The 12591-nt window shown below is 68.3% G+C and carries 13 protein-coding genes; 7 read left to right on the top strand and 6 right to left on the bottom strand.

Annotation, left to right across the window (positions count from 1 at the left end):
* Nucleotides 1–639: 639 nt before the first annotated feature.
* The gene (locus ACFXHE_RS11600) at nt 640–1599 is read right to left on the bottom strand and encodes an electron transfer flavoprotein subunit alpha/FixB family protein (protein WP_379382234.1); all 960 of its coding nucleotides are present in this window, start codon (nt 1597–1599) and stop codon (nt 640–642) included.
* Nucleotides 1600–1635: 36 nt separating this feature from the next.
* Nucleotides 1636–2421, bottom strand: a complete 786-nt coding sequence (locus ACFXHE_RS11605; protein ID WP_326309084.1) for an electron transfer flavoprotein subunit beta/FixA family protein — start codon at nt 2419–2421, stop codon at nt 1636–1638.
* A gap of 191 nt (nt 2422–2612) precedes the next feature.
* Here ACFXHE_RS11605 and ACFXHE_RS11610 point away from each other — a divergent pair, with 191 nt between their 5' ends.
* The 3 genes from ACFXHE_RS11610 to ACFXHE_RS11620 are packed head-to-tail and all read left to right on the top strand — an operon-like array spanning nt 2613 to nt 6204.
* Nucleotides 2613–3395, top strand: coding sequence for a class I SAM-dependent methyltransferase (locus ACFXHE_RS11610; protein WP_379382237.1), 783 nt, complete (start codon nt 2613–2615; stop codon nt 3393–3395).
* The gene (locus tag ACFXHE_RS11615; protein ID WP_379382238.1) at nt 3392–4945 is read left to right on the top strand and encodes a 1,4-alpha-glucan branching protein domain-containing protein; all 1554 of its coding nucleotides are present in this window, start codon (nt 3392–3394) and stop codon (nt 4943–4945) included. Before ACFXHE_RS11610 ends, ACFXHE_RS11615 begins: the two co-directional genes overlap by 4 nt.
* Entirely contained in the window at nt 4942–6204 is a 1263-nt protein-coding gene (locus ACFXHE_RS11620) for a glycosyltransferase family 4 protein (protein ID WP_379382240.1), read from the top strand. The genes ACFXHE_RS11615 and ACFXHE_RS11620 overlap by 4 nt, the downstream gene beginning before the upstream one ends.
* Nucleotides 6205–6298: 94 nt before the next feature.
* Here ACFXHE_RS11620 and ACFXHE_RS11625 read toward each other — a convergent pair whose 3' ends face one another.
* The 3 genes from ACFXHE_RS11625 to ACFXHE_RS11635 form a co-directional block, all read right to left on the bottom strand.
* Nucleotides 6299–6733 (bottom strand): cupin, encoded by a 435-nt coding sequence (locus ACFXHE_RS11625; protein ID WP_379382242.1) that lies wholly within the window; start codon nt 6731–6733, stop codon nt 6299–6301.
* Between the two features lie 46 nt (nt 6734–6779).
* On the bottom strand, nt 6780–7319 hold the full coding sequence (locus ACFXHE_RS11630) for a DUF1697 domain-containing protein (RefSeq protein WP_379382243.1): 540 nt from the start codon (nt 7317–7319) through the stop codon (nt 6780–6782).
* A gap of 84 nt (nt 7320–7403) precedes the next feature.
* A complete protein-coding gene (locus ACFXHE_RS11635) occupies nt 7404–8150 on the bottom strand; it encodes an acyltransferase (protein ID WP_379382245.1) in 747 nt (248 codons plus the stop codon).
* 139 nt (nt 8151–8289) lie between these two features.
* Here ACFXHE_RS11635 and ACFXHE_RS11640 point away from each other — a divergent pair, with 139 nt between their 5' ends.
* The 4 genes from ACFXHE_RS11640 (at nt 8290) to ACFXHE_RS11655 (ending at nt 12120) form a co-directional block, all read left to right on the top strand.
* Nucleotides 8290–9627, top strand: a complete 1338-nt coding sequence (locus ACFXHE_RS11640; protein ID WP_379382247.1) for a PQQ-binding-like beta-propeller repeat protein — start codon at nt 8290–8292, stop codon at nt 9625–9627.
* A gap of 101 nt (nt 9628–9728) precedes the next feature.
* Nucleotides 9729–10544 carry an ABC transporter ATP-binding protein gene (locus ACFXHE_RS11645; RefSeq protein WP_379382817.1) on the top strand — a complete coding sequence of 272 codons (816 nt, stop codon included), beginning with the start codon at nt 9729–9731 and terminating at the stop codon, nt 10542–10544.
* Between the two features lie 8 nt (nt 10545–10552).
* Nucleotides 10553–11314 carry an ABC transporter permease gene (locus ACFXHE_RS11650; protein ID WP_379382249.1) on the top strand — a complete coding sequence of 254 codons (762 nt, stop codon included), beginning with the start codon at nt 10553–10555 and terminating at the stop codon, nt 11312–11314.
* Between the two features lie 14 nt (nt 11315–11328).
* Nucleotides 11329–12120, top strand: a complete 792-nt coding sequence (locus ACFXHE_RS11655; protein WP_379382251.1) for a MerR family transcriptional regulator — start codon at nt 11329–11331, stop codon at nt 12118–12120.
* Nucleotides 12121–12130: 10 nt separating this feature from the next.
* On the opposite strand, the gene ACFXHE_RS11660 is transcribed toward ACFXHE_RS11655, so the two are convergent.
* Nucleotides 12131–12565: a hypothetical protein gene (locus tag ACFXHE_RS11660; protein ID WP_379382253.1), complete on the bottom strand. Its 435-nt coding sequence runs from the start codon at nt 12563–12565 to the stop codon at nt 12131–12133.
* Between the last annotated feature and the right edge of the window lie 26 nt (nt 12566–12591).

Raw genomic sequence — 12591 nt, forward strand, 5'->3', positions numbered from 1 at the left:
GAACCGGGGTCTCATGCACGGTGCGCCACAGGTAGGTTCGTCCGTCTGTCACCAGGACGGCCGTCACCGTGCGTCTGCCGGTCTTCACCGCACCGATGCGGTTCTCCGCGTCGAAGCGGACCACGATCAGCTGCCCGCTGCGGGCGATCTCCGTGACCTCGGAGACCTCGATCTCCACCCCCGCCAGCACATTCCGGGCCAACCAGATCCCCGCCAGGAACGTCTCCCGATCCACCGCCTGCCCGGTTGTCACCACCGAGGTGAAGCCCTCGTCGAGCGCGCCGGAGATCCGGTCGAACACCTTCGGCGGCGCATCCGACCCCAGCCATTCGGCCAAATCGAAATGCAAGGCCACGACGATATCGGTCAGCTCGACATCGTCTGCCGCATCGGCCTTCTCCGGCGCGACCGGCTCAGCCCGCCGACGCCGAGGATCGAATCGCCCAAGCACCGTGCCACTTTACGACGCACGCCCCACCTCACCCGATGGGCCGGGCCCCGCGTTGTCCATGGGGCAGGGAAGCAGGACGCACATGAACGCTATCAATCGGAGCCCCTGATACCTTTGGGCACGAACGCAAACTGTCCCCCGGCCGTTCGGGCCGGGGGACAGTCGATTGCGGGTTACCGCAGGGGTGTTCAGCCCTTGTGGGCCTTCACGGCCTCGGTCAGCTGCGGAGCGACGTTGAACAGGTCGCCGACGATGCCGTAGTCCGAGATCTCGAAGATCGGGGCCTCTTCGTCCTTGTTGACGGCCACGATGGTCTTCGAGGTCTGCATGCCGGCGCGGTGCTGGATGGCGCCGGAGATGCCGAGGGCGATGTACAGCTGCGGGGAGACCGTCTTACCGGTCTGACCGACCTGGAACTGGCCCGGGTAGTAGCCGGAGTCGACGGCGGCACGGGACGCACCGACGGCGGCACCGAGGGCGTCGGCCAGCGGCTCGACGACCTTGCCGAAGTTGTCGGCGGAACCGACACCACGGCCACCGGAGACCACGATCGCGGCCTCGGTGAGCTCGGGGCGGTCGCCGCCCACGTTCGGCTCACGCGAGACGACCTTGACGACGCCCTCTTCCTGCGCGGGCAGCTCGACGGCGACCTTCTCGCCGGCGGCGGCCTGCGGGGCGGCCTCGACGGCGCCCGGGCGCACCGAGATCACCGGCACGTCGCCGGTGGCCTTGGCGTCCACGGTGAACGCGCCACCGAAGATGGAGTGCTGCACCGAGCCGTCATCGTTCACGGCAATGGCGTCGATGAGCAGACCGGAACCGATGCGGGCGGCCAGGCGACCCGACACCTCCTTGCCCTCCGCGGTGGCGGCGACCAGGATCGCGGCCGGGGCGGCGGACTCGGACAGGCCGGCAAGCACGTCGACCTTGGGAGTGACGAGGAAGCCCTCGGCGTCGTCGCCCTCGGCGACGTAGATCTTCTCGGCGCCGGCGGCGGCCAGGGCGTCGCCCAGCTTGTCGGCGGTGCCGGCCGGGCCGACCACGACGGCTGCCGGGGTGCCGAGCGAGCGGGCGGCGGTGAGGAGTTCGGTGGTCACCTTCTTGGGCGCACCGTCAGCGTGCTCCACGAGCACCAGAACTTCTGCCATTTTTCTATCTCCTGAAAGTCGTTGGGCTCGGGGGCTTTAGATGATCTTCTGGCCGACCAGGTAGGTGGCGATCTGGTTGCCGCCCTCGCCCTCGTCGACGATCTTCTCGCCCGCCGTGCGCGCCGGCTTCGGGGTCACACCGGTCACCTGGGTGCCGGCGTTCGCAACGCCCACGGTCTCCGGGTCGACGCCCAGATCCGCCAGGGTGAAGGTCTGAACTTCCTTCTTCTTGGCGGCCATGATGCCCTTGAAGGACGGGAAGCGCGGCTCGTTGATCTTCTCGGTGACCGAGACGATGGCCGGAAGAGTGGCCTCGAGCTTGAACACGCCCTCGTCGGTCTCCCGCTCGCCGGCGATGCGCTCACCGTCGACGGTCAGCTTGCGCAGGTGGGTCAGCTGCGGCAGGCCCAGGTACTCGGCGATGATGGCCGGAACCGCACCGGCGCGACCGTCGGTGGCCTCGTTGCCCGCGATGACCAGCTCGATGCCCTCGATCTGGCCCAGCGCGGCGGCCAGGATGTAGGCGGTCTGCACGGCGTCGGAGCCGTGGATGGCCGGGTCGTTGATGTGGATGGCCTTGTCCGCGCCCATGGACAGGGCCTTGCGGATGGCCTCGGTGGCCCGATCGGGGCCTGCGGCCAGCACGGTGACCTCGCCGCCCTGCGCCTCCTTGATCAACAGCGCCTCCTCGACGGCGCGCTCGTTGATCTCATCGAGGATGGCGTCGGCGGCCTCGCGGTCGAGGGTGTAGTCACCGCTGGTCAGCTTGCGCTCGGACCAGGTGTCGGGAACCTGCTTGATCAGTACGACGATGTTCGGCATTGGTCTTCGTCGACCTCCTGTTCTGGTGGCACTGGGTGTGGCGGTCGCACGAGTTCGTCACGTACGTCCACAAGTAGCTCGTCCGGGAGATTACCCTACGTTAAGTTACTCGTGGGTAACTTAGCGTGTGACTTTCTGCATCGGCTGATCCGGTCGCGGGTGTGATATGGACAACCGCTAACGTCGGAGCAATGAGCGAGGCCGTGAGTCCTGTTGAAAACCCCACCGATCCCTTGCCTTTGACCGGTGAGCGGACGGTGCCCGGCATCGCCGAGGAGAACTACTGGTTCCGGCGGCACGAGATCGCCTACGTGCGCATGCTGGAGCACTGCGCGGGCAAGATCGTGCTCGAGGCCGGCAGCGGAGAAGGCTACGGCGCCAATATGATCGCCGACGTCGCCGCGCAGGTCACCGGCCTGGACTACGACGACGGCGCGGTCGCGCACGTGCGCGCCAAGTACCCGCGGGTGCGGATGGTGCAGGGCAATCTGGCCGCGCTGCCGCTCGACGACGCCTCGGTCGACATCGTGGTGAACTTCCAAGTGATCGAGCACCTTTGGGACCAGGCCCAGTTCCTGCGCGAATGCCTGCGGGTGCTGCGGCCCGGCGGCAGGCTGCTGATCTCCACCCCCAACCGGATCACCTTCTCCCCCGGGCGCGATACGCCGCTCAACCCTTTCCACACGCGTGAGCTGAATGCCGCCGAGATGACCGAACTTCTCGTCGAGGCCGGTTTCACCGTGGAACTGATGGCGGGCATCTTCCACGGGCCCGAACTCGTAGCGCTGGACGCGAAGTGGGGCGGGTCGATCATCGACGCGCAGATCGAGCGGGCGCTGGCGGGCGAGCCGTGGCCGGCGGAGCTGGCGGCGGACGTGGCGGCCGTGCGCATCGACGATTTCGAACTGGTCGCCGACACCGAGCGGGATATCGACGCCAGCCTGGATCTGCTGGCCATCGCGGTGAAGCCGTGAGTGACCAGCTTTCCCCGGTGCCGGGCCAGTTCACGCTGGTCCTGCACTCACATCTGCCGTGGCTGGCCCATCACGGGCGCTGGCCGGTCGGCGAGGAATGGCTGTACCAGTCGTGGGCGGCGTCCTACCTGCCCGTGGCGAAGGTGCTGAGAACCCTTGCGGCAGAGGGCCGTTCGCACCTGATCAGCCTGGGGATCACGCCGGTGCTGGCGGCGCAGCTGGATGATCCGCACTGCCTGAAAGGCATGCACCACTGGCTGGGCAACTGGCGGCTGCGCGCCGACGAGGCGTCCATGGCGGGCAATACCGCGCTCGGCGGGCACGAACACCGGCTCGCCGCAACGGCTCTCGACGATTTCGAGACGCGCTGGATGCACGGGGCCTCGCCGGTGTGGCGCGAGCTCATCGACGCCGAGGCCATCGAATTGCTGGGCGGGCCGCTGTCGCATCCGTTCCAGCCGCTGCTGGATCCGCGGCTGCGCGAGTACGAACTGACCGAGGGGCTGGCGGACGCGCGGGCCCGATGGGGGCACACGCCCTCCGGCATCTGGGCCCCCGAGTGCGGGTTCACGCCCGGGATGGAACGGACCTACGACAAGGTCGGCATCTCGCACTTCATGGTGGACGGTCCCGCGCTGCGCGGCGACACCACGCTCGGGCGGCCGGTGTGGGATTCGGATGTGGTGGCCTTCGGCCGCGACCTGACGGTCAGCTACCGGGTGTGGTCGCCGAAATCCGGGTACCCGGGGCAGCCCTTCTACCGTGATTTCCATCACTACGATCACGCCACCGGACTGAAACCGGCGCGCGTCACCGGCAAGACCGTCGCGGGCCCCGACAAGGCCCCCTACGATCCCGAACTCGCCGCCGTGGCCATCGAGAAGGACGTCGCGGACTTCGTGGCGACCGTGCGGGAGCGGCTGATCTCGGAGTCGGAACGGATCGGTCGCCCGGCCCTGGTGGTGGCCGCGTTCGACACCGAACTGTTCGGGCACTGGTGGCACGAGGGCCCGCAGTGGCTCGAACAGGTGCTGCGCGCACTGCCCGAGGCGGGGGTCACCGTCGGCACGCTCGCCGATGCGCGGGCCCGTGGTTACGTGGGCGAACGCGTCGAATTGGCCGACTCCTCCTGGGGTTCGGGCAAGGACTGGCGGGTGTGGGCCGGGGACCAGGTCGCCGATCTGGTCGAGCTCAACGCCGAGGTGGTGCGGCTGGCCCTGGACACCCTCGACAAGATGCGGGTGGACGCCGGATCGATGCACAATGACCGATTCGGGCTCCGCGACACGGTTGCCGACCAGCTGCTGCGGGAGGCGATCCTCGCCGTCTCCAGCGACTGGGCGTTCATGGTGTCCAAGGATTCCGCGGCCGGATACGCGCGTGACCGCGCCCATGAACACGCCCACGCCGTGCGCGAGATCGCCGCGGCGGTGGCGGCCGGGCAACTCGCCAAAGCGGGGCAGTTGGCGGCAGGATGGTACGCGGCCGACGGACTCTTCCCCGCGCTCGATGCGCGCAGGCTCGGCCCCGCTTCAGAAGGACCCGCATGAAGATCTTGATGGTGTCGTGGGAGTACCCACCCGTCGTAGTCGGTGGGCTGGGCCGCCACGTGCATCACCTCGCCGTCGAACTGGCCGCGGCCGGGCACGAAGTCGTCGTGCTGGCGCGCCGTCCGATGGGCACCGACGCCACCACCCACCCGACGCACTCCTTCATCGAGGAGGGCGTGCTGGTGGTGGCGGTCGCCGAGGATCCGCCGTCCTTCGATTTCGGCGAGGACATGCTGGCCTGGACGCTGGCCATGGGCCACGCCATGGTGCGAGCCGGCATCGCGCTGAACAAGCCCGGCATCGGCGAGGGCTGGACACCGGACGTGGTGCACGCGCACGACTGGCTGGTCGCGCACCCGGCCATCACGCTGGCCGAGTATTACGACGTGCCACTGGTTTCCACCATTCACGCCACCGAGGCGGGCCGGCACAGCGGCTGGGTGTCGGGACGGGTGAATCGGCAGGTGCACTCGGTGGAGTGGTGGCTGGCGCACGAATCCGACGCGCTCATCACCTGTTCGGAGTCCATGAAGGACGAGGTGCACCGGCTCTACGGCGCCGAGCGGGTGCCGATGACGGTGATCCGCAACGGTATCGACGTGGGCGCGTGGACCTTCCGTGAGCGCGCGCCCCGCTCCGGTCCGCCGCGGCTGCTGTACGTGGGCCGGCTGGAATACGAGAAGGGCATCCAGGACGCGATTGCCGCGCTGCCGCGCATCCGCAAGGCGCACCCGGGCACGACCCTGACGGTGGCCGGTATCGGCACCCAATTCGATTGGCTGCGTGAGCGGGCCCGCGCGCACCGGGTGGCGCGCGCGGTCAACTTCGTCGGCAAGCTCGACCACACCGATCTGCTCGGCTGGCTGCACAGCGCCGATGCCATCGTGCTGCCCAGCCGCTACGAGCCCTTCGGCATCGTCGCGCTGGAGGCGGCGGCTGCGGGCACCCCGCTGGTCACCTCCACCGCCGGTGGGCTCGGCGACCTGGTCACCGACGGCGTCACCGGCGCCTCGTTCGAACCGGCCGACGTGAACGGCGTTGCGGACGCGGTGATCTCGGTGCTGGACGACCCGGCTGCCGCTCAGGATCGCGCCTGGTCCGCTCGCGAACGATTGACCGCCGACTTCGCCTGGGATGTCGTTGCCGAGGAAACCGCCCTCGTCTACCAATCCGCCAAGCGCCGCGTCCGCACTCCCCTGGGCCGTCCCGTCATCGCGGAACGCCCACTCCCCGAACGCGACCCGAACCAGCCGTACTGAGCCGCTCGGCTCGAATTCACCTGGGACATCCCTGCGCCCCGAATTGGAACGAGTTCTAATTCGGGGTCAGCGGACGCTCGACCCCGGCAGCCGGTCAGTCGAACGGGCAGCCCGGATTCGGCGCATCCTCGGACAGCGGACTGCCCGCGGGCAGGACGTACAGCACATCGAGGATCTGCGGCTCGGTGCCCAGATTCCGTTCGAGATGCACATTCCCCGCCCCGGCCCGCTCCACGAACGTGGTACCCGGCCCGCCGGTCTGATCCACCACGCAGTCCGACCCGTAATGGCTCAGCTCGCCCTGCCGCACCAGCGCGTACAACGTCCCATCGTGGTAATGCCACCCGGTGGAACCGCCTGGCGCCACGGTGATTTCGCGCAGAATGTAGTCCATGCCGCCGATGGTGGTCTGCGAGAGGATTACCGCGCTGATGCCACTGGACGGCGTCGCATGAGCATTCGCGGCGAGCGATCCCACCAGCGCGACGGACGCCACACCGGTCAGCACAGCTCGAAATCCGAGGGTCACCGGCCCACGGTATCGCGCCCCACGACGGCCCGCAGGCCGAAATGCGCTAGGCGTCCATCTTTTTGAGGGCCTTCTGGACCGTCAGGAAGGTCCGGGTGGTGATCTCCTTGCCGTAGGCCTTCTGGACGACGGCCATGAAACCCGTGGTGCTGGGGTCGGTGTTGTCGATGACCGAGAGCAGGGCGCGGCAGGGCTTGTCGAAGCGGACGAGGCGGACAGTGGATTCGCCCTCGGGGAATTCGGGGAGGGACTTCGGGATGTCGCGGATGAAGGTGACCGTCAGGTAGGTCTCGCGGCCGTGGGTGAGGCCAGCGAAGGGGTCGGAGTCGACGAGGGCCTGGAGCTGGGCGTGGGTCCGAATCAGGGTGCCGCCGGGGATGCCCAGTTCGGAGTTGAGGGCCTGCTGGATCTTGGCTTCCAGGGCCGGGACATCCGAGTCGTCGGACCGGAAGACGACATTGCCGCTGGTGAGCAGGGTGCTCACCTTCTCGAAGCCGAGGCCCTCGAAGACGCCGCGCAGTTTCTCACTGCGCATATTGGGGTTGGTGGGCATGATCCCGCGCAGAAAGGCGGCGTAGCGGTGCATGCGCCTGAACGTACCGGGCGGGCATGACAAAGGCCGGGCATCGCGGCCCGGCCTCTGTGCGGTGATGGGTCAGGCGGTGATTTGTCAGGACGCGGTGGCGCCGCTCTTCTTGCGTTCGATGTCGGCGAGAGCGGCCAGGTGGGCGGCGCGCTTCTCGGCGGCGGAGTCCCAGGCGTCCTTGCGGTTCTTGACCACCTTGGCGGGGGCGCCGACGGCGATGGAGTAGTCGGGGACGTCGCCCTTGACCACGGCGTGGGCGCCGAGCACGCAGCCGCGGCCGACCCGGGTGGAGCGCAGCACGGTGACCTTGGCGGCGATCCAGGTGTCGGGGCCGATGCGCACCGGGGACTTCACGATGCCCTGGTCCTTGATGGGCAGGTTGATGTCGTCGGTGACATGGTCGAAGTCGCAGATGTAGCACCAGTCGGCGACCAGGGTGGATTCGCCGATCTCGATATCGAGGTAGGTGTTGACGACATTGTCCTTGCCGAACACCACCTTGTCGCCGATGCGCAGCGAACCCTCGTGGCAGCGAATGGCATTACCGTCGCCGATGTGCACCCAGCGGCCGATCTCCAGCCGGCCCAGTTCCGGGGTGGCGTGGATTTCGACCCTGCGGCCCAGGAAGACCATGCCGCGCAACACCACGTGCGGATTGGCCATCTTGAACTTGAACAGCCGGTAGTAGCGCACCAGATACCAGGGCGTGTAGGCGCGATTGGCGAGAACCCACTTGAGGGACGCAGGGGTGAGGAAACGCGCCTGCTCCGGATCACGGCGGCGCGACCCCCGCCAACGCGAGCGCAACGGTGCGCCCCACATGCTCGTCACGAACTACTCCCTGTGTTCACCGGTCGTTTCAACGAGGGTATCCGCCCCCTTCACAGGGCGTGAAAGTAGGCTGTGCTCCGGCTGTAGCGGCCCGGCGAGAAACTACAGACTTCCGTACTGGCAGAAGGGACACCAGCAGGTGCGAAACGGCAGGCGGCGGACCGGACGTGAACGACGCACCCGCACCGGGGCGAAGGTGCTGGCTCTGGCGAGCGCCGGGCTGTTCACACTGACCGCGTGCGCGTACGGCAGCACCAAGGTCGACGATATCGGCGTAGGCCCGGGCAAGGGGTGGCCGCTGGCCTTCCGCGACGCGCACAACAGCGGGTCGAGTCCGGTCACCGGGTCGCGGAAGCTGGCGCTGAATTGGTCTCGGCCCGTGGGCGGTCCGGTCGCGCAGCCGGTGACCATCGGCGGCGACGGGCAGCTGTACGTCACCACCCGCGCCAATGCCTGCAATATCGTCTCGTTCCAGATGCCGACCGGGCGCAAGCGGTTCTGCAATCCGATGGGCCCCAGCGCCGTCGACGGCGGCTCCGCGGTGGACGGCATCGGCAATGTGTACGTCGGTGACGACGGCGCGGTGAACTCCTTCAACAATCTCGGGCAGCCGCGCTGGCGCACCCAGGCCGCCGGGACACCGGTGTCGGTGCAGTTCACCGGTGACGGAAATGTCCTGTCGGTGACCCAGTCCGGGCAGGTGGACGTGCTCAGCCGGCAGACCGGCGATCGGCAGGTGTCCACCTTCCAGCTGCTCGGCGAGCCCGACTTCCTGACCAACCCGTCGCTGAGCCGGCCGCCGGACCGGCAGGGCCTGGAGGACTGCGCGACCGGCGGGCCGCAGTGCCCGATCGCGAATGTGTCGGCGGTGGACCAGAAGTCGGGGCGTTTCTACGCGACGGTGTGGAAGCCGGGCGACAAGGCGGCCGCACTGATCGCACTCACCTACGGCGGCAAGGACGTTCACGTCGACTGGACCGCGCAGCTGCTCGAACAGGGCAGCGCCACCAGCCCGGCGCTGTCGGCCGACGGGTCCACGGTGTACGTCGGCGACAACACCAACCGGCTGATGGCCGTGGACGCCGCCACCGGGCACACCAAATGGGTGCAGGATCTGGGTTTCCCGGCGCGCGGCGGCATCTCGGTGGCCGACGGACTGCTGGTCCCCGCCGGCGACGAGGGGCATCTGGTCGCGCTGCGCGATCGGGGGAGCAGCGCCGAGATCGTCTGGGAGCGTAAGGATCTGGAGCTGCGCGGACGGCCGGTACAGACGGCGGGCGGGACCGGGTACACGGTCGCGCCGATCGGCGACAAGCTGACGCTGGTCACCTTCGACACGAAGACCGGCGCCACGGTGCAGTCGAACGAGCTGCCCGGCGCGGAGGGCACGACCGTGGCCACCGCCGTGGGCGATCAGGGCGAGGTCGTGGTGACCACCCGCATCGGCGAGCTGTTCGTCTTCAAACCCGAGAAGTGACACCGTGTCCGGCTTGACCCTGACGCTGGGTCAACCCTCCATCCTGGTGCCAGGAGCCTCCCGGAACGACCGGAACAGCTCCGGGATGGAGAAGAACGATGATGACGGCCGAAACGGCCCACGCCCCGGCCATCCGGGTGCGGGGTCTCGAGAAGTCGTACGGACAGCTCGAAGTGCTGCGGGGCGTGGATTTCGACGTGGAGCGGGGCAGCATCTTCGCGCTGCTCGGCTCCAACGGGTCGGGCAAGACCACCACCGTGCGGATCCTGGCCACGCTGCTGAAGGCCGATGCGGGAACGGTCGGCGTGAACGGCTTCGACGTCGCCACCCAACCGGCCGAAGTGCGCGAATCCTTCAGCCTCACCGGGCAGTTCGCGGCCGTCGACGAGATCCTCAGCGGGCGGGAGAATCTCGTGCTCGTCGCCCGGCTGCGCCACCTCGCGCAACCCGGCGCGATCGCGGATGACCTGCTCGCACGTTTCTCGCTGACCGACGCCGGTGCGCGGAAGGTGTCCACCTATTCGGGTGGGATGCGCCGCCGCCTGGATATCGCCATGAGCCTCATCGGGAATCCGCCGGTGATCTTCCTGGACGAGCCGACGACCGGACTCGATCCGGAGGCGCGCCTCGAGGTGTGGCAGACGATCGAGGAGCTCGCCGGCCACGGCACGACGGTACTGCTCACCACCCAATACCTCGACGAGGCCGAACAATTGGCCGACCGGATCGCGATCCTGCACCGGGGCCGGATCATCGCGAACGGCGCGCTCGGCGAACTCGAGCGACTGCTCCCGCCCGCCACCGTCGAGTACGTCGAGAAGCGGCCGACGCTCGAGCAAATCTTCCTCGCGATCATCGGCGACGCCCCCGAGAGCGACGTCGCCGGCGCGCACTCCGTCGCTGACACGAACCCCTAGGAAAGACGATGCCCTCCTACTTCTTCGGTGATACCGCCGCACTCACGGGCCGGACCCTGCGCCATGTCACCCGCAGCCCCGACGCCATCATCACCACCGCGATCGTGCCGATCGCCATGATGCTGCTGTTCGTCTACGTGTTCGGCGGTGCGATCGCCACGGACTCGGAAAAGTACGTGGACTACATGCTGCCCGGCATCCTGCTCATCACGATCGCATCGGGTATCTCCTACACCGCGTTCCGGCTGTTCACAGATATCAAGAGCGGGATCTTCGAGCGCTTCCAGTCGATGCCGATCGCGCGGTCGGGTGTGCTGTGGGCGCATGTGCTGACGTCGCTGATCGCCAATCTGATCTCGCTCGTGATCGTGGTGGGCATGGCGCTGCTCATCGGTTTCCGCTCGGGCGCCGGAGTGGCGGCGTGGCTCGCGGTCGCCGGGATCCTGATCCTGTTCACCCTGGCGTTGACCTGGCTCGCGGTGATCCCGGGCCTGTCGGCGGGGTCGGTCGAGGGTGCGGGCGCATTCTCCTACCCGCTCATCTTCCTGCCGTTCGTGAGCTCGGCCTTCGTGCCCACCGCGGGCATGCCCGCGCCGGTGCGCTGGTTCGCCGAACACCAGCCGGTGACGTCGATCGTCGATACGATCCGCGACCTGTTCGCCCAGCGGCCGGTCGGCGACCAGGTCTGGACGGCATTGGCCTGGTGCGTCGGAATCCTGGTCGTGGCCTATGGATTCGCGATGATCACCTACCGCCGGAAGATTGCCTGAGGCAGTCTGAAGCCATGCTCACCATCAGCAGGCTGGCGGCCTACGCGGGGGTGACGGTGCGGGCGGTGCGCCACTACCACCGCATCGGGCTGCTGCCGGAGCCGGAGCGCGACCACTCCGGCTACCGGACCTACGACGCGGCCGCGGTGGTGCGGCTGATCCGGATCCACGCCCTCGCCGCCGCGGGGGTGCCGCTGGCGCGGGTGCAGGAGCTCCTCGAGGCCGACCCGGAGGAGTTCGCCGCGAGCGTCCGGGCGATCGACAAGGAGTTGCGCGCCGAGATCCGGCGGTTGCAGGGCACTCGCGAACGGCTGGCCAAGCTGGCCGCGGGCGAGCAGCTGGCGTTGCCGCAGAGCGTGGTGGACTACCTCGATCGGCTGCGGGGTCTCGGCGTCGAGGAGCGGTACATCGAGCTGGAACGGGACGGCTGGATCATGATCGCCGCCCAGGTGCCGGACCTCATCGACGCCGTGATCGCCAAGAAGCACGAGGAGCTGGACAACCCCGACATGGTGCGGCTCTATCAGCTGGTCAGTGGTGCGCTCGACTGGTCGGCGGACGACTCACGAATCGTCGAGGTCGCCGACATCCTGGAGCGCTTGCTGATTCGCGCCATGGCAGCGGGCGAGGCGGATGCCGGCCGGGTCGGCGGCAAGCTCACCGACGTGATGGACGATCAATTCGTCGACCTGCTGGACACGACCATGCTCGAGACCTCACCGGTCGCCGAACGGCTCATGGCGATGCTGGCAGAGCGGGGCTGGAAGGGCTGGACCCGGGTCGAGCGGGTGCCGCCGCACCCGTGACGGGCGCCGGCTACCGCAAGGTCAGCGCGAACGCGTCGACATTCGCCGAGACGCGCTGCAGCAGATCGAGCAGCGTGCGGTAGTCGTCGGCGCTGAGGCCCTCGGTCGCCGCCGTGCGTTGAATCCCGATGCGCTCCAGCAGTTTCGCGTGCGCGGCGATGCCCTCGAGGGTGAGGGCGTAGGTACCCGCGGCATCGCGAACGACCCAGCCGCGGTCGAGCAGTGTGCCGACATAGGGTGCGGCCGTAGGGTCCTGGGCGTTCAGGAACGGCGAGAGGGCTACATCGAGCCCGGTCGCGTCGAGTGCGCCACCGGAGAGGGTGTGCATGATCTGCCAGTGGCGGCGCAGCAGGCCCTCGGTGGCGAGCAGGGCGGCGAAGTTCTCTTCGAGGGTCTTGTCGATGTGCTTGAACCAGTAGCCGATCGGCTTCGGGGTGTCGGTCATGGCATTCTCCAATCAGTTGTCACATT

The sequence above is a fragment of the Nocardia sp. NPDC059229 genome, assembly GCF_042754165.1.
Classification (GTDB): Bacteria; Actinomycetota; Actinomycetes; order Mycobacteriales; family Mycobacteriaceae; genus Nocardia.

Excerpts from the sequence above, each read along its gene's own strand:
- ACFXHE_RS11600 (WP_379382234.1), bottom strand. The coding sequence starts at position 1,599 with ATGGCAGAAGTTCTGGTGCTCGTGGAGCACGCTGACGGTGCGCCCAAG.
- ACFXHE_RS11605 (WP_326309084.1), bottom strand. The coding sequence starts at position 2,421 with ATGCCGAACATCGTCGTACTGATCAAGCAGGTTCCCGACACCTGGTCC.
- ACFXHE_RS11610 (WP_379382237.1), top strand. The coding sequence starts at position 2,613 with ATGAGCGAGGCCGTGAGTCCTGTTGAAAACCCCACCGATCCCTTGCCT.
- ACFXHE_RS11620 (WP_379382240.1), top strand. The coding sequence starts at position 4,942 with ATGAAGATCTTGATGGTGTCGTGGGAGTACCCACCCGTCGTAGTCGGT.
- ACFXHE_RS11630 (WP_379382243.1), bottom strand. The coding sequence starts at position 7,319 with ATGCACCGCTACGCCGCCTTTCTGCGCGGGATCATGCCCACCAACCCC.
- ACFXHE_RS11645 (WP_379382817.1), top strand. The coding sequence starts at position 9,729 with ATGACGGCCGAAACGGCCCACGCCCCGGCCATCCGGGTGCGGGGTCTC.
- ACFXHE_RS11650 (WP_379382249.1), top strand. The coding sequence starts at position 10,553 with ATGCCCTCCTACTTCTTCGGTGATACCGCCGCACTCACGGGCCGGACC.
- ACFXHE_RS11655 (WP_379382251.1), top strand. The coding sequence starts at position 11,329 with ATGCTCACCATCAGCAGGCTGGCGGCCTACGCGGGGGTGACGGTGCGG.
- ACFXHE_RS11660 (WP_379382253.1), bottom strand. The coding sequence starts at position 12,565 with ATGACCGACACCCCGAAGCCGATCGGCTACTGGTTCAAGCACATCGAC.